The organism is Neisseria sp. P0001.S005, assembly GCF_051963715.1.
Window position 1 is genome coordinate 1 of record NZ_JBQCTZ010000015.1, and the last position, 16,506, is coordinate 16,506.

Annotated in this window: 16 protein-coding genes; 4 read left to right on the plus strand and 12 right to left on the minus strand. The window is 48.8% G+C overall.

Annotated features, from left to right (window positions below; genetic code table 11):
• Positions 1-254 precede the first annotated feature (254 nt).
• Positions 255-1,187 (plus strand): sulfate adenylyltransferase subunit CysD, encoded by a 933-nt coding sequence (gene cysD, locus ACTHSP_RS03690; protein ID WP_314511694.1) that lies wholly within the window; start codon positions 255-257, stop codon positions 1,185-1,187.
• A gap of 232 nt (positions 1,188-1,419) precedes the next feature.
• Positions 1,420-1,983: an RBBP9/YdeN family alpha/beta hydrolase gene (locus ACTHSP_RS03695; RefSeq protein ID WP_003681918.1), complete on the plus strand. Its 564-nt coding sequence runs from the start codon at positions 1,420-1,422 to the stop codon at positions 1,981-1,983.
• Positions 1,984-2,116: 133 nt separating this feature from the next.
• Here the strand turns inward: ACTHSP_RS03695 and pyrC are convergent, their stop codons facing one another.
• From pyrC to ACTHSP_RS03715, 4 genes are all read right to left on the minus strand, one after another.
• Positions 2,117-3,151 (minus strand): dihydroorotase, encoded by a 1,035-nt coding sequence (gene pyrC, locus ACTHSP_RS03700; protein ID WP_314512101.1) that lies wholly within the window; start codon positions 3,149-3,151, stop codon positions 2,117-2,119.
• 97 nt (positions 3,152-3,248) lie between these two features.
• Positions 3,249-3,842, minus strand: coding sequence for an NMCC_0638 family (lipo)protein (locus ACTHSP_RS03705; protein ID WP_314512098.1), 594 nt, complete (start codon positions 3,840-3,842; stop codon positions 3,249-3,251).
• 12 nt (positions 3,843-3,854) lie between these two features.
• Positions 3,855-4,079 carry a sulfurtransferase TusA family protein gene (locus ACTHSP_RS03710; RefSeq protein ID WP_003681929.1) on the minus strand — a complete coding sequence of 75 codons (225 nt, stop codon included), beginning with the start codon at positions 4,077-4,079 and terminating at the stop codon, positions 3,855-3,857.
• 124 nt (positions 4,080-4,203) lie between these two features.
• Entirely contained in the window at positions 4,204-4,758 is a 555-nt protein-coding gene (locus ACTHSP_RS03715; RefSeq protein ID WP_314512096.1) for a hypothetical protein, read from the minus strand.
• 209 nt (positions 4,759-4,967) lie between these two features.
• Between ACTHSP_RS03715 and ACTHSP_RS03720 the strand changes: the two genes are divergently transcribed.
• Complete coding sequence (locus ACTHSP_RS03720; protein ID WP_070829604.1) at positions 4,968-5,579, plus strand: CNP1-like family protein; 612 nt, start codon at positions 4,968-4,970, stop codon at positions 5,577-5,579.
• A 63-nt stretch (positions 5,580-5,642) separates the two neighbouring features.
• Here ACTHSP_RS03720 and ACTHSP_RS03725 read toward each other — a convergent pair whose 3' ends face one another.
• Positions 5,643-6,758 (minus strand): porin, encoded by a 1,116-nt coding sequence (locus ACTHSP_RS03725; RefSeq protein ID WP_107867704.1) that lies wholly within the window; start codon positions 6,756-6,758, stop codon positions 5,643-5,645.
• A 387-nt stretch (positions 6,759-7,145) separates the two neighbouring features.
• Between ACTHSP_RS03725 and ACTHSP_RS03730 the strand changes: the two genes are divergently transcribed.
• Positions 7,146-7,892 carry a carbonic anhydrase gene (locus tag ACTHSP_RS03730; protein ID WP_070829607.1) on the plus strand — a complete coding sequence of 249 codons (747 nt, stop codon included), beginning with the start codon at positions 7,146-7,148 and terminating at the stop codon, positions 7,890-7,892.
• A 62-nt stretch (positions 7,893-7,954) separates the two neighbouring features.
• Here ACTHSP_RS03730 and ACTHSP_RS03735 read toward each other — a convergent pair whose 3' ends face one another.
• From ACTHSP_RS03735 to recN, 7 genes are all read right to left on the minus strand, one after another.
• Positions 7,955-9,589: a CTP synthase gene (locus ACTHSP_RS03735; RefSeq protein ID WP_049329907.1), complete on the minus strand. Its 1,635-nt coding sequence runs from the start codon at positions 9,587-9,589 to the stop codon at positions 7,955-7,957.
• A 124-nt stretch (positions 9,590-9,713) separates the two neighbouring features.
• Positions 9,714-11,369 carry an AMP-binding protein gene (locus ACTHSP_RS03740; protein ID WP_049331343.1) on the minus strand — a complete coding sequence of 552 codons (1,656 nt, stop codon included), beginning with the start codon at positions 11,367-11,369 and terminating at the stop codon, positions 9,714-9,716.
• Positions 11,370-11,461: 92 nt separating this feature from the next.
• Positions 11,462-12,565, minus strand: coding sequence for a tRNA 2-thiouridine(34) synthase MnmA (gene mnmA / locus ACTHSP_RS03745; protein ID WP_440345655.1), 1,104 nt, complete (start codon positions 12,563-12,565; stop codon positions 11,462-11,464).
• Between the two features lie 126 nt (positions 12,566-12,691).
• Positions 12,692-13,171, minus strand: a complete 480-nt coding sequence (locus tag ACTHSP_RS03750; protein ID WP_070645058.1) for a copper chaperone PCu(A)C — start codon at positions 13,169-13,171, stop codon at positions 12,692-12,694.
• A gap of 131 nt (positions 13,172-13,302) precedes the next feature.
• Positions 13,303-13,686 (minus strand): diacylglycerol kinase, encoded by a 384-nt coding sequence (locus ACTHSP_RS03755; protein WP_371509936.1) that lies wholly within the window; start codon positions 13,684-13,686, stop codon positions 13,303-13,305.
• A gap of 68 nt (positions 13,687-13,754) precedes the next feature.
• The gene (gene gshB, locus ACTHSP_RS03760) at positions 13,755-14,711 is read right to left on the minus strand and encodes a glutathione synthase (RefSeq protein ID WP_440345656.1); all 957 of its coding nucleotides are present in this window, start codon (positions 14,709-14,711) and stop codon (positions 13,755-13,757) included.
• Between the two features lie 115 nt (positions 14,712-14,826).
• A complete protein-coding gene (recN, locus tag ACTHSP_RS03765; RefSeq protein WP_440345657.1) occupies positions 14,827-16,488 on the minus strand; it encodes a DNA repair protein RecN in 1,662 nt (553 codons plus the stop codon).
• Positions 16,489-16,506: the final 18 nt, after the last annotated feature.

Below are 16,506 nucleotides of genomic sequence, written 5' to 3' on the forward strand. Positions count from 1 at the left end.
GCCAACAAGAAACCGGCCAAATGGCTGTACGCATTAAATCTCTCGCCGTGATACATAAACCATTCTCATTTCTAAAAAACCAAAGTGTACGCGAAGACAGGCGCTTCGTCAGAGAAATCGGGTTAAAAATAAGTTAAAGCGCAAAGGCCGTCTGAAAAACACGGCCTTGCAATATAACAAAAACATCTTTGCAACAAACAAACCATTCTTTCCCTTTTTCAGACGGCCTCACTAAAGTATCGACTATCGCCAAGATTGCAAAGAGAGAAAAAATGTCCATCCAAAACCACCACCTCGACTGGCTCGAAGCCGAGTCTATCTACATCATCCGCGAAGTGATTGCCAATGCCCAAAACCCGGCTCTGCTGTTTTCCGGCGGCAAAGACTCCGTCGTATTGCTGGCGCTGGCCGTCAAAGCCTTCCAAATCGAAGGCCGTCCGCTGAAGCTGCCGTTCAAACTCCTGCACGTCGATACCGGCCACAACTACCCCGAAGTTATCCGTTTCCGCGATGATACGGTCGCACGCACCGGCGTACAACTTGTGGTCGGTAGCGTAGAAGAATCCATCCGCAAAGGCAGCGTCGTCTTGCGCCGCGAAACCGATTCGCGCAACGCCGCACAAGCCGTTACGCTGGTTGAAACCATCGAAGAACAAGGCTTTGATGCGCTGATGGGCGGCGCGCGCCGCGATGAAGAAAAAGCGCGCGCCAAAGAACGCATCTTCTCTTTCCGCGACGAGTTCGGCCAATGGGATCCTAAAAACCAACGTCCTGAATTATGGTCGCTCTACAATACGCGCCTGTTCCAAGGCGAAAACATGCGCGTATTCCCGATTTCCAACTGGACGGAATTAGACATCTGGCAATACATCGCACGCGAAAAACTCGCCCTGCCGCCGATTTATTACACCCACAAACGCGAAGTTGTCGAACGCAACGGCCTGCTCGTTCCCGTTACCCCGTTGACCCCTAAACGCGAAGGCGAAATTGCCCAAATCCGTGATGTCCGTTTCCGCACCGTCGGCGATATTTCCTGCACCTGCCCTGTTGCCAGTACCGCCGCCACGCCCGAAGACATCATTGCCGAAACCGCCGCCGCGACCATTTCCGAACGAAGTGCCACACGCATGGACGACCGCGTATCGGAAGCGGCAATGGAAGAGCGCAAAAAACAAGGCTATTTCTAAACCGGTTTTCCAGACGGCCCATATATATTTCAAACCCGAACAACACGGCAAAGCCATCCGCACCTGCCGTGTTGTTTGCTTTATTATTCTTGCAAATATCATTTAACAACAAAAGCTTAATCGACCATCCTTACCAAGCGACAAACAATAAAACATAAACAAACATGGTATAATGAACGCTTACAGGCAGAGATTTAGACAAAAGTCTTAGGCCGTCTGAAGGAGGAAAAACATGAATCGACGCGTTTATATCGTACATGGCTTTGAAGGCAATCCGCACGGCAACTGGTTTGACTGGCTTTGCGCCCAAGTCAAAAGCACCGGCGCACAAGCAATCTCCCTCGCCATGCCCAATCCCGACAAACCAAGCACGACCGCGTGGCAGTTTACCCTTGACCAGCACATCGGCAAGCCCGATGCCCATACCTTCCTAGTCGGCCACAGTCTCGGCTGCATTACCCTCCTTCACTTCCTCAGCCGCCAACAGCCCCAAAAAATCGGCGGTCTGTTGCTTGCCGCCGGTTTTGCCGATACGCTGCCGCCCTTACCTGCGCTCGATGCCTACATTAAAGCAGCATCCCCCGATTTCGACATCCTGCGCAAAATCGACATGCCCAAACACTGTCTGGTTTCCGACAACGACACCCATGTTCCGCCCGAACTGACTTTGGACATGGCGGCCAAACTCAAAAGCCCTGTTACCCATATTCCCGAAGGCGGCCATTTGATGGCTTCGGACGGCTTTACCCAACTGCCGCAGGCTTGGGAAGCGCTGAAACCCATGTTGACCGAATAAACACGCAATATAATTTGGTTTTCAGACGGCCTTGTATGCCTCCCTCCCCATGACAGGCCGTCTGAACGACAATAAAAAAACAACCTGCCTTTTCAAGCAGGTTGTTTCTTTTTATGCCTTATTGACAACAAATTTAATATTGCACCGTCCATTCAATCTCGCCGCCGGCCCTCATCGGCACAAGCTCACCATCGCCGTAAGGTACGCTGGCAGGTACGGTTTGCGTTTGTTTGACCAATGTGATGGTATCGGTATTTTCAGGCAGACCGTAGAAACGCGAACCGTTTCTAGAAGCAAAGGCTTCCAGTTTGTCCAACGCGCCTGCTTTCTCAAACACTTCAGCATAAAGCTCAATGGCAGTCATTGCGCTGAACATACCGGCGCAACCGCAAGCATTTTCTTTGGCAGTTTTGGCATGTGGTGCAGAATCCGTACCGAGGAAGAATTTGTGCGCCTTATCGCCGGTAACGGCGGCAACCAAAGCCTGACGGTGGGTTTCGCGTTTGAGTACGGGCAGGCAGAAATGATGAGGACGCACGCCGCCGACCAAAAGGTCGTTGCGGTTGAGCAGCAAGTGTTGCGGCGTCACGGACGCGGCCACATTATCGCCGGCTTCCAATACCAGTCGGGCAGCCTCGGCAGTGGTGATGTGTTCAAACACGACTTTAAGATTCGGCACTTGCGCCAAAACCGGTTTCATCACGCGCTCGATAAAGGCGGCTTCGCGGTCAAAAATATCGATTTCAGGATCGGTGACTTCGCCGTGGACCAAGAACAAAATGCCCTGTTTCGCCATTTCTTCCAACACAGGAATCAGTTTGAACAAGTCGGTCACGCCGGAATCGGAATTGGTGGTTGCGCCTGCTGGATAGAGTTTGAAAGCCACAATACCGGCAGCCTTGGCCTCACGCACGAGTTCGGGAGTGGCATTGTCGGTCAAATAAAGCGTCATCAACGGCTGGAAGGTGCTGCCTTCTGGCAGGGCGGCCAGAATGCGCTCTTTGTATGCTTGGGCATCGGCAACGCTGACGACGGGCGGCTTCAGGTTGGGCATGATAACCGCGCGGCCCATTTGTCGGGCGGTGTACGGGGTAACGGCTTTGAGCGCGTCGCCGTCGCGCAGGTGTAAGTGCATATCGTCGGGGCGGATGATGGTCAGGGTTTGCATAGCTTACTTTCGAGTGGTTTGGTTTGATAATGTTTCAGACGGCCTTTATTCGGCGGTAACGGTTTCTAGCAATTTGATGTTTCAATCGTCAACCAGCCTAAGGCAAAACGGCGGCCTTATTGTCGTAAGAATGATGGGTCAAATAAAAAACAGCCTGTACCGGAAAATGCTCGGACGACGTTGTTTTAACGGTCAATAAGGTTTCTTTCGGACTGCCGGACGCGCGCCATGCGTAGGAAATCTGACGCATAGGCAATGGGGTTTCCGCCAAATTATCGGCACGCAACTCAGCGTTCAAACCTTGCGGCGGATTTTCTGCTAAAGCCAAAAATTGTTTAAAAATCAGATGGTCGTCGGCTTTAGCCGTACGCACGCTGCAACTGTCTTCAGTCAGGCTCAAATAATAATCTGCGCCGTTTTCCGTTTTCTTCCAAATGCTTAATGCCTCCAAATCCATCATTCCGGCAGGCAAATCGGCAATATCTTTTTTCGACAATAAAACCAGTTTGCTGGCATTGGCAAACTCGCCGACAAGGGCGGCATCGCCGTCTGCGGCCACGCAGCTTTGGCGGAACAAGTCGGTTACATTTTGGGCATAATCGGCAGCGTTCTGCGGTGAAACGCCTTCATTGCCGCATGCATTCAGGCAGACGGCCAATACGGCGGCAGACAACGCGACGGCTTTAGACATTTCAGACGGCCTTTATTTGTGTTTCAACACCAGCTTGAACACGCCGTCAGCCTCGCTCGATTCCAACAAGACATGTCCGGTCTGACGGCAAAACGCTTCAAAATCGCCGGGCGCGCCACCATCGGTGGCCAATACGGTCAGCACTTCGCCTTCCTGCATTTGCGCCAAAGCTTTTTTGGCACGCAAAATCGGCAACGGGCATTTCAAACCGATGACATCCAGAGTTTGTGTATTCATAAGGCTCCATAGGTGTATTGGGGTTAGGTTTTATTGCCGCATTACCAACAGCGGCACAACTATTCAGCTATAACTAACGCAATGATAAATTTAACTTTTAACTATTTTAGAGAATTCAGCATTTTTAATGTAAAAGAAATTTTTTTGCGGTATTTTGTGAATTTTCAGAAATATATTTTTCAATCAATATGGCTGTTTCTGCAAAATACTCAGTAGATGTTTCAAATTCTCTTGTTTGTTGCATCTTTGTGAAAGCAATGTAAAACATAAAAAATTCTGTCAGGCTATTACTCAACTGATAAAAATCCAGGTCTCCTGGTCTTCCTGCATATACAGGAGACATTAAATGAGTTATATCGCAAAAAATAATGGCATCACTATCTGTACAAGCAAAAATTTGATATTTCCCATCTATAAATTCTTCATAATCTTGCAAAGCCCAATGTTCGACTGTTGCAAATTCGGAATGTAAAGGCAGCAATATTATATTGAAATTACTATTTCTAAAATAACAATCTCCCTTCATTTGAACATGCCGATAATAATATAAAAGCTCCCCTTGAAAAGATAAGGATGAAATATCCAGCTCTTCAAATGAAAATTCTAATTTATTTGAAGGAAATGGGGTTGTTCTTGAATATAGCTCTATTAACTCACTTAGTACATTGTCTAATTTCATATTTTCCCCTTAGCATTTATCTTGTTATCAATTTAATCGCTGTTTCAAAGCTGCTTTGAGATCGATTAACCTTCCTGTATTTTTACCGCTATGTCCTTAGTATGAAAACTCGTCATATTAATCAGAATTAACGTCAATTATACCGTACTTACTTGCACCCCACCCTGCAAGCCCATAAAATAAAGCCGTTTTTCACTTTGGAGCTGTCTATGCGCCGTTTTGCCCTTCTCGCTCTCAGCCTTGCCGCGACTCAAGCATTTGCTTTGGGTTTCAGCCAAAAGGATACGCTGACCAACACGCGTTATCAGGAAAGCCCTGAAGAAGTTGCCGCACGCGAGTTTAAAGAACACAAAGCCGAGTTTCCGCCCCTGCCCGATACCCAATCGGGGGATTGGTTCGACCTCTATGTCAACGAAACCTACGGCAAGCAGCCTAAAATCCTGCTCAGCAGCCTGCAAATCATGCCTGCGCCTGACAACAGCATCCGCTACGTCTTGAATGTGCGCTCCGACAAAGGCTACGACAACCTCTCTGTCGAAGGCCTCTATTGCGCCCGCACATCCTTTACTTACAGCAAAGACAAGCGTTCGTCTTACAAAGTATTCGCTTACGGCGACACAGTAAACCACCGCTGGATCGAGCCGCGCAAAGGCGATTGGAAGCTGATCGGCAATGCGTTCAGCCGCAACGATGCCCTGCACACCGCCCTGTATCAGGCATTCTGTATCGACGGTATGCCGACAACGGTCGAAGGCTTGGTACAACGTTTGAAAGAACGCGGCGGCCGTCACGGCACAACGCTGACCAACCACGACAAATAAACCGCTTTAATCAACAAAAAGGCCGTCTGAAATTTTTCAGACGGCCTTGTATTTCAAGACGGCTTAGAATTTGTGATACAGACCCACAGAAGCGGCTTTTTGTTCAACGCCGCCTTTGTTAGCCGCAGTCAGACGGGTTTTGTTACCGACTTTCAGATACGCCAGTTGGGCATTGATGCCGGTGCGTTTGCTGAAGGTGTATTGGCCGCCGACGACGACTTGGTCGAATTTATCCACCAATTTCTCGCCGCTGTTCACGCCCTTGGCAGGCCAGCCATGTGCGTAAGTAATGCGTGGGGTCACGTTGCCGAATTTGTAGCCGACTGTTACCGCTGCATCAACTACTTTTACGGCTTCCTTTTTGCCTGAATCGGCAGTGATGTCACTACCCTTGTACTCATTAAAACCATCGGTGAAATAGCCTAAATAATCGTTGGCTGTCTCATGGCCTTTGGCATAGTGTACGCCGCCGCCGACAAAGAGATTGTCTTTATCGTAATAAGTTTCGACTTTGGCGATTTGCGCCGCTTTGACTTTGCCTGATTTGTCGGTGTATGCGCCGTTGTAGTGGCCGTAAGCCGCATTGGCAGTAAAGCCGTTTTTAGAGAAGCTCACGCCGCCGGTGTATTGGTCTTTAGCCGGTTTGGTGTGCGTGTATTTGTCTGAAGGATTGCGGTTGTCGCGCGGTGCGTAAGACACGTTGAATTTGAATCCGCCGAAATCCGGGCTGTCGTAGCGTACGGCGGCGTTGCGGTTGCCGGTACGGGTAAAGATGCCCAAGCCTGCGGCATTGGTTTTGTACATCCATGGATCGATGGTGTCCATTTCATTCAGCATATTGCTGAGTTTACCGGCGCGAATCTTACCGAAGTTACCTTGCAGGCCGATGAAGGAGTCCCGAGTGGCAAAACCTTGGGAACCGCCGGTAATGGCCGTTTTTTGTTCTACCTGCCAAATGGCTTTCAAATCGCCGCCCAAGTTCTCGCTGCCTTTGAAACCGATACGGGAAGTATTGTCATTGATGCTGGTTGCGGTAGAGCTGGTTTCAGAACCTGCATCACCTTTGATTTTTACTTGACCGACGGTCACGCTGCTTTTGATTTGACCATACAGAATCACTTCTGCAGATGCAGCCAGAGGCAAACCGGCAATAACCAAAGCGATAATCGATTTTTTCATTATTCTCTCCAAAACAAAGTTAAAATCTCGTGAAAACACGTTTAGCAATATTAATGTTTTCCAACGCTACAAACAACTACTTTCATCTTGAGAAACACTTTTATTCATTAGAGTTTAGACTTTTTACAACATTTTCAAATAAAACAGGCCGTCTGAAAGAAATTTCAGACGGCCTCTCCCATTCAAAGTCACGACAAGGACAATCTTCCTCTTATTGTAATCATTTAATCAAAAATGATTGCTTGATAAATGTTTGCCATATATCAACCCAACACTCCCAAATTGCCACTATCATTAACTTACTTCTTATGAAGAAGTTTTTTTATATCAATAATTTATTTGGTATAAACTTTTCCTTTTACCTAATATAAATAAATAGGAGCCTTTATGTTGAACAAACATCTCTTTTTATCTTTGCTAATGGCTGTCTCTACTGCAACGGTATCCGCCGAAACCCATCATGCACATTGGTCTTACACAGGTGAAAACGATGCTGCACACTGGGGCGATTTGAGTGAAGACTTTGCTGTCTGCAAAACAGGCAAACAGCAATCTCCTGTGGACTTCTCCACAACAAAAGCAGTAAAAGGCAAACAACCGGCATACCGTTACAACGTCGCCGACTACAAAGTAGAAAATAACGGCCATACCCTTCAAGCCACGCCGCAAGGCAAGGCCCAAACCATCGTGATCAACGGTAAAACCTATACCTTCAAACAATTCCACTTCCATACGCCGAGCGAACATACTTTCAAAGGCAAACATTTTCCAATGGAAGCACATTTCGTCCATCAAGCCGAAGACGGCACTTTGGCGGTCATCGGCTCTGTATTTAAACCGGGCAAAAACAATCCTGCCTTGTCCGCGCTCACTGCCAAAAAACTGAAAGCGGGCGAATCCGTAACGTTGAAAAACTTGAATATCCAATCCCTGCTGCCTAAAGATAGCAAGTCCTTCCAACTGAAAGGCTCGCTGACAACACCGCCTTGCAGCGAAAACGTTACTTGGGTTGTCTTAAAAACTCCGGTTCAGGCAGATGTGGCACAGTTTAAAGCCATGCGCGACATTATCGGCGGCGAAAACAACCGTCCCGTACAACCTTTGAACGACCGCGAAGTCAATGAAGACAAATAACTTCTAAGGCCGCCTGAAAACAAAAAAGCACCCGGAAACGGGTGCTTTTTCAATCACATCAATCAGGCTTTTTTGTTACCCAACGCGGCTTTCACAAACGCGCTGAACAAAGGATGGCCTTTGCGCGGATTGGAAGTAAATTCCGGATGGAACTGACACGCGAAGAACCAAGGATGATTTGGCAATTCGATGGTTTCAACCAAACGCTCGCGGCCTGCGGATACGCCGCCAATGACCAAACCTGCTTTTTCCAACTGAGGCACATAGTTGTTGTTGACCTCGTAGCGGTGGCGATGACGTTCGCGGATGTGTTCGCTGCCGTAGATTTTTGCGGCAAGGCTGCCCGGTTTGAGGTCAACTTCTTGCGCACCCAAACGCATGGTGCCGCCCAAATCGGCAGATTCGTCGCGGGTTTCTACGCTGCCGTCCGCAGTTTGCCATTCATCAATCAGGGCAACGACAGGCGCGGCGCATTTCAAGTCAAACTCGGTAGAGTTCGCACCCTTCAAGCCTGCAACATCGCGGGCGTATTCGATCAGGGCGATTTGCATACCCAAGCAGATACCCAAGTATGGTACGTTGTTTTCACGCGCATAGCGTACGGCGGCAATTTTGCCTTCCACGCCGCGTGAACCGAAGCCGCCCGGCACCAAAATCGCGTCCATACCTTTGAGCATGGAAACGTCGCCATTGCCCTTCTCGATGCTTTCACTGTCGACAAAGGTAATTTGTACGTCAGTTTCAGTGTGAATACCGGCGTGTTTCAGGGCTTCGATCAATGATTTGTAGGACTCGGTCAAATCAACGTATTTGCCGACCATCGCAATTTTGACGGTGTGTTTCGGATTTTGAATCGCGTGAACGATTTTCTTCCATTCGGTCAAATCGGCTTGTTTGACATTCAGTTGAAGCTGCTCGGTAATAATGCTATCGATGCCTTGGTTGTGCAGCATTTCCGGGCATTCGTAAATACTGTCCACATCGTAACTACCCACGATGGCACGTTCTTCAACGTTACAGAACAAAGCAATCTTACGGCGCTCGTCCGCAGGCATTTCTCTGTCCATACGGCAGATCAGGATGTCCGGTTGCAAACCGATGCTCAACATTTCTTTAACGGTATGCTGGGTCGGTTTGGTTTTGATTTCGCCGGCGGCAGCAATGTAAGGAACATAGCTCAGGTGGGCAAACAATGTATTGTTGCGGCCGAGCTGGCTGCGCATTTGGCGGATGGCTTCCAAGAAAGGCAACGATTCGATGTCGCCGACTGTACCGCCGATTTCGACAATCGCCACATCATAACCGGCCGCGCCTTCGTGGATACGGCGTTTGATTTCATCGGTAATGTGCGGAATCACTTGTACGGTACCGCCCAAATAGTCGCCGCGGCGCTCTTTGGCAATCACGTTTTCATAGACTTGGCCGGTACTGAAGCTGTTGCGGCGGGTCATGGTGGCGTTGATGAAACGCTCGTAGTGACCGAGGTCAAGGTCGGTTTCCGCGCCGTCATCGGTTACGAATACTTCGCCGTGTTGAAATGGGCTCATGGTACCCGGGTCAACGTTGATATACGGGTCGAGCTTAAGCATGGTCACGTTCAAGCCACGCGACTCGAGAATAGTAGCAATAGAAGCGGCGGCGATACCTTTACCCAAAGAAGATACAACGCCGCCGGTTACGAAAATAAATTTAGTCATGATGTGATACCCATGTTGGAATGTGTGATTTTAACTTGAAGCAGCATATTCTGGCAAACGGCAAAAGCTTCAGGCCGTCTGAAAACAGCGTTTTCAGACGGCCTTATCATACTGATTCTATATATCAGCGCAGCTCGCGGCGAAGGATTTTGCCAACGTTGGATTTTGGCAACTCGTCGCGGAATTCGATGTCTTTCGGCACTTTGTAAGCAGTCAGCTCTTTACGACAGAAATCGATCAACTCTTCCTTGGTCAAAGACGGATCTTTGCGTACGACGAAGACCTTAATCGCTTCACCGGTTTTCTCGCTTGCCACGCCGATACAGGCGACTTCCAAGACTTTGTCGTTGCTGGCCACCACTTCTTCGATTTCGTTCGGATATACATTGAAACCGGATACCACAATCAAATCTTTTTTGCGGTCCACCAGCTTCAGCCAGCCTTTTTCATCCATCACGGCAATGTCGCCGGTCTCCAAAAAGCCGCGGGCATCGATTGCTTTGGCGGTTTCTTCAGGACGGTTCCAATAGCCTTTCATCACTTGCGGGCCGCGTACCCACAATTCGCCCGGCTGTCCGATAGGCACTTCTTTGCCGTCCGCATCGCGTAATTCGACTTCGGTCGAAGGAACCGGCAAACCGATACCGCCGCTGTAAGCCTCGATATTCAAAGGATTGCAACATACACCCGGGCTGGCTTCGGTCAAGCCGTAAGCTTCCACAATCGGCGTACCGGTGATTTTTTTCCATTTTTCCGCCACGGCTTTTTGCGTTGCCATACCGCCGCCCAAAGTCAGCTTCAAACGGGAAAAATCGACTTCGGCGAAATCCGGACGGTTGACCATCGCATTAAACAAGGTATTCACACCGATGAACACGCTAATCGGCTCTTTTTTCAATTCACCGATAAATCCTTTCATATCGCGAGGGTTGGTAATCAGGATGATTTTAGAACCGGTATTGGCGAAAATCATCAGGTTTACCGTCAAGGCAAAGATATGATAAAGCGGCAACGCGGCAATAACCGTTTCTTTGCCTTCGTGCAGGCTGTTTTTAATCCATTCTTTTGCCTGCAACATATTGGCGCAGATATTGCCGTGACTGAGGACAGCGCCTTTTGCCAAACCGGTCGTGCCGCCTGTATATTGCAGCAAGGCAGTATCGTCGCGCGTCAATTCGACTGGTTTGAACGTATTTGCTGCACCTTGCTTCAAGGCCGTCTGAAAAGTCACGGTATTGGGAATGCGGTATTCCGGCACCATTTTTTTCACTTTGCGGATGACAAAGTTCATCAACGCGCCCTTAATCATGCCGAACATCTCGCCGACCGACGCGACAATCACATGTTTGATTTGCGTACGCGGCAACACCAACTCCAATGTATTGGCAAAGTTCTCCAACACGACAATCGTTGTTGCACCGCTGTCTTTCAACTGATGCTCCAACTCGCGCGGCGTATAAAGCGGATTGGTATTCACTGCCACCAAACCTGCCTGCAAAATACCGAAAAGCGCAATCGGATATTGCAAAACGTTCGGCATCATAATCGCCACACGCTCGCCGCGCGGCAGTTTCAATACGTTTTGCAGGTAAGACGCAAAATCAGTCGCCAACTTGCCCACTTCGGCATAAGTCAGCGTTTTGCCCATGTTTTGAAAAGCAGGTTTATCCGAAAATTTCTCAACACTTTGACGGAATACGTCGCTGATGGAGCTGTATTGCGAAATATCGATTTCGGGGTTGACACCTTGTTCGTAGCTTTTGAGCCAGAGTTTTTCCATGTTGATCAGTCTTTGTTTTAGTCGTTTTTAGAATAGAGGCTGTCTGAAAGGCTTGATTTAATCCGCCGCTTCGTTTTCGGACGGCCCTTGTGTTAAGCAGTAATAATGACAGGCTTGTCGGTGGACATGATGATACCGCCGCCCAAGCACACATCGCCGTCGTACAGTACCGCTGATTGTCCGGGGGTTACCGCCCATTGCGGCTCGTCAAAGATAAGCTCGATGGTTTCATCATCCGAGTAACGCAACGTACAAGGCGCGTCAGCCATACGGTAGCGCGTTTTGCAGGTATAGCGACCTTCTTTCGGGCGTTCGGGTAATGTGAAACTCAAATCGTTCATCATCAGGCTTTGCGTATAAAGCAAAGGATGGTCATGGCCTTGGACAACAATCAGTTCGTTTTTGGTCAAATCCTTGGCCGCGACAAACCATGGTTCTCCTGCGCCGCCGATACCCAAGCCTTTGCGTTGGCCCAGCGTGTAAAACATCAAACCGACGTGTTCGCCAACTACTTTGCCTTCAGGGGTAACCATTTTGCCATTATTGGTCGGCAGGTATTTTTGCAGAAATTCGCGGAACGGGCGTTCGCCGATAAAGCAAATACCGGTACTGTCTTTTTTGGTTGCAGTCGGTAATTTGAATTCTTCGGCAAGACGGCGGACTTCAGGCTTCTCTAACTCGCCCAATGGGAAAATCGCTCGCTCAAGTTGGAAAGGCTTGAGGCGGTACAAGAAATAGCTTTGGTCTTTGTTTTGATCCAAACCTTTGAGCAGGTAATGCATGCCGTTGCGAACTTCTTTGCGGGCATAGTGTCCTGTGGCAATGGTATCGGCACCCTGCTCGATGGCGTAGTCCAAAAAGCATTTGAATTTGATTTCGGCATTGCACAAGACATCCGGGTTTGGCGTGCGGCCTGCGCTGTATTCTTTGAGGAAATAGGCAAATACGTTGTCTTTATATTGCGCGGCAAAATTGACGATGTCGATATCGATTCCGATGATATCGGCAACGGCAATGGCATCAAAGGAGTCTTGTTTGATGCTGCAATATTCGTCGTTGTCGTCATCTTCCCAGTTCTGCATGAATACGCCGCTGATTTGATGGCCTTGCTGTTTGAGCAAGGCCGCGGTAACGGATGAATCGACGCCGCCGGAAAGGCCGACGATGATGTTTGTTGGTGTAGGGGTAGTATTCATGAGGTAAATGTGGGTTTCAAATGCATTTTTTAAAGCGTGATTTTAGCACATTTTGATTTAACGACAGAAAAGGCCGTCTGAAAGCCCAATGACTTTCAGACGGCCTTTATATGTAAATTCAAGCAATTAGTGTTGATGCGCACCACCGTGGCCATGGCCGTGACCATGATCCATACCGGATTGCGGTGCAGTTTTCACTTCCAGCTCGACAGTTTGAGGTTTCGCGTTTTTGAATTTCAGGGTTACAGGCACTTTTTCGCCTTCTTTCAGCGGTTTTTTCAGACCCATGAACATCACGTGGTAGCTGCCCGGTTTCAGCTCGGTTACGCCTTTTGCAGCCAAAGGCACGCCGCCTTTAACTTCGCGCATACGCATAACACCGTTGTCGTTAATATGGGTGTGTACTTCAACGCGTTCTGCAACAGGGCTGCTGCCGCCTACCAAGAAGTCTTGTTTGGCTTCATCGTTTTGGATTTTCATGAATGCGCCACCCATTTTCATACCCTCGACAGTGGCACGTGCCCAACCGTCTTCAATATGGATACCGGCTGCAGATACGGAAGTTGCCAAGCCTGCCAGAATCAGGGTTGCCATTAATTTTTTCATGTTTTGCTCCTTGTGTTTGCCAAATGGCTGGGATATACGGCCTTCATCTTACAACCAAAGGCCGTCTGAAAACTTTGATATAGATTAATTAATACTATCTAATCCTAACGAATTACCATATTACCACATTTTTAAGCAGTTAATGCAATAATCCAAACAATAAATAACATGAACAAAGCCATCAGTTGCGCGGCCGAGCCGGCATCTTTGGCACGCTTGGCCAGCTCGTGTTTTTCAGTAGAGGTATGGTCAACGGCTGCCTCGATGGCGGTATTAAACAATTCGGTAATCAGTGAAATAAACGATGCGACAACAAGCACCATTTTGATGGCCGGTCCGAAATCAAGGAACAACGCCAAGACAATTAAAATCAGGTTCAACCAAAAAACTTGGCGAAATGCGCTTTCATAACGATACGCGGCAGCCAGTCCGTCTTTGGAATAACCAAACGCATTGATAATGCGCTTGATGCCGTTTTTGCCTTTTTTTTCAGATGCGTAGGAGGATGGTTCCATCATATTCTCAACATAAAAAGGCCGTCTGAAAAGAAACGGTCGGGTTAATTTTCAGACGGCCTTTGGGTTTATTGTTTTGCCCAAGATGCTACGGCATCTGCAAACATGGCGGCAACGTCGAAATCTTTTTGCTTCATGATTTCTTGGAAGCCGGTCGGGCTGGTTACATTGACTTCGGTCAGGTTGTTGCCGATGACATCCAAACCGGCAAGCAAAATACCGCGACGCTTCAATTCAGGCGCAAGGGTTTCTGCAATTTCACGGTCGCGCTCGCTCAATTCCTGTGCCACGCCGCGACCGCCGGCAGCCAAGTTGCCGCGCGTTTCACCGTTTTGCGGAATACGCGCCAAAGCATACGGAACAACTTCCCCGCCGATAATCAAAATGCGCTTGTCGCCATGTACGATTTCAGGAATATAGCGTTGTGCCATGATGGTGCGTGAATCAAGCTGCATCAGGGTTTCAAGGATACTGCCGATATTGGGGTCGGATTCGGTCAGGCGGAAAATTCCCATACCGCCCATGCCGTCCAACGGTTTGATGATGATGTCGCCGTGTTCTTTCAAAAAGGCACGGACATCGGCGGAACGTGTGGTAACCAAAGTGGGCGCGGTAAACTGGCTGAAGTTCAAAATCGCCAATTTCTCATTGAAATCTCGCATTGCCTGCCCGCTGTTAAATACTTTTGCCCCCTGCTGCTCTGCCAACGTCAAAAACTGGGTTGCGTACAGATATTGCATATCAAACGGCGGATCAGTGCGCATAATGACCGCATCGAAATCTTTTAAGGCCGTCTGAACTTTTGCCTCTGCTTTAAACCATTCATGATCGTCATCGTTCTTCGCGCCGACAAACTCAAATGCCGCTGCCTGAGCCACCACCAAGCCTTCACGGACGGACAATTCTCCGCTCAAGGTATGAAAAAGCTGCCAACCGCGCTTTGCCATTTCACGCATCATGGCGTAAGTAGTGTCTTTATAGGTTTTAAAACTTGCCATTGGATCGGCGATAAACAGGACTTTCATCAAAATTTCCTTGTAAACAGACGATATAATCATACCTTGTATTCTGCCTGCCTGAAAAGGTGGCAAAATATAGAAAAGGCCGTCTGAATCCTATTTTCAGACGGCCTTGAAGCTTTTAGGCGGCTGCCAAATGCAAGAGTTCGGCGGCATGGCTGCGTGTGGTATCGGTAATGATTTCGCCACCCAGCATACGCGCGATTTCCTCAATGCGCTGATGATGGTTCAAGACGCTGATTTCGCTGACGGTTTGTTCGCCTTCGCTATGCTTGCGCACCTGCCAATGGTTTTCACCGCAAGAGGCAACTTGAGGAAGATGGGTTACCGCCAAGACTTGATGTTTTTTACCTAAGGCACGCAAAGCTTTACCGACCATTTCAGCAACGCCGCCACCAATACCGGTATCCACTTCGTCAAAAATCAATGTCGGCACTTGCGTGTATTGGCTGGCAACCACTTGCAAAGCCAAGCTGATACGCGCCAATTCGCCGCCGGAAGCCACTTTGTTCAAAGGACGGGACGGATTGCCTTTATTCGCTGCTACTTGGAATTGCACCTGCTCCAGACCATGCGCGGTCGGCGAAGACGGCAACAAGACGATGTCAAAACGTGCGCCCTTCATGGCCAAATGCTGCATATGCTCGGTTGTTTCTTCGCCCAAACGGCCAGCAGCCTGATGACGCATGGCGGAAAGAATATGCGCGGCTTCGTGGTATTCGGCAAGATTGCGTGCGACTGTATTTTCCAAAGCTTCCAAATCGGCAGCCGCGTGCAGGTTTTGCAGGCGCTCATCAATTTCTGCCAACTTTTGCGGCAACTCTTCTGGCTCAATGCGGTATTTGCGCGCCATGCTCATCAATTCGCCCATGCGACTTTCTTGTGCGGCCAATTCATTAGGATCGATATCGCTGCGACCGGCCACATCGCGCATATTGGCACTGATTTCACCCAATTCTGCTTCAATACTTGCCAACATATTCAGGCTCTCGGCAAAGCGCGGCTCAATATTTTGCAGATTGCCAAGCAGTTTTTGGCATTGGTAGATTTGACGTTGGATGCCGTTGTCTCCGTCTATGCTGTCGCCCACCTGCTCGGCGGTTTGCAGCAACTCGGCCGAATGCGCCAAGCTGTCGTGGCTTTGGCTTAAGGTTTCCCATTCATTGGGTTTAAGCTCCAATTGGTTCAATTCATTAAACTGCCATTCCAAACGCTCGCGTTCGATGGCCATGGTTTCTGCCTGCTCTTGCGCTTCTTGCAGTGCCTTTTTCGCATTGACCCAATTTTGATAAAGCTGTTTGACCGTTTCTGCCTGCTCTTTGCTGCCGGCAAATGCGTCTAACAACTCGCGTTGCGCAGACTCTTGATTCAACGAATGATGGGCATTTTGGCCGTGAATATCGATTAACTGCTCGCCAATGGCTTTCAGCTGCGCCAATGTTGCTGCCTGATTATTGATATAACTGCGACTTTTACCCTTGGCATCGATAATACGGCGGATGCTGAGCTCTTCGGCATCTTCTTCCAAAAGGCCTTGCTCATGCAGCTGCGCTTTCAGTTCAGGCAAACCACTGATATCGAACAAAGCCGACAACTGCGCTTCTTTGGCGCCGCTTCGCACTTGACTGTAATCGGCTTTATCGCCCAATAACAGGCCAATCGCATCCAGAGTAATCGATTTGCCTGCGCCGGTCTCGCCCGTCAATACGGTAAAGCCGTTTTGAAAATCAAGATTCAGGTTTTCAACAATGACAAAATCACGCAAAGAAAGTGCCAACAGCATTGCAGTATTCCTTAGTAA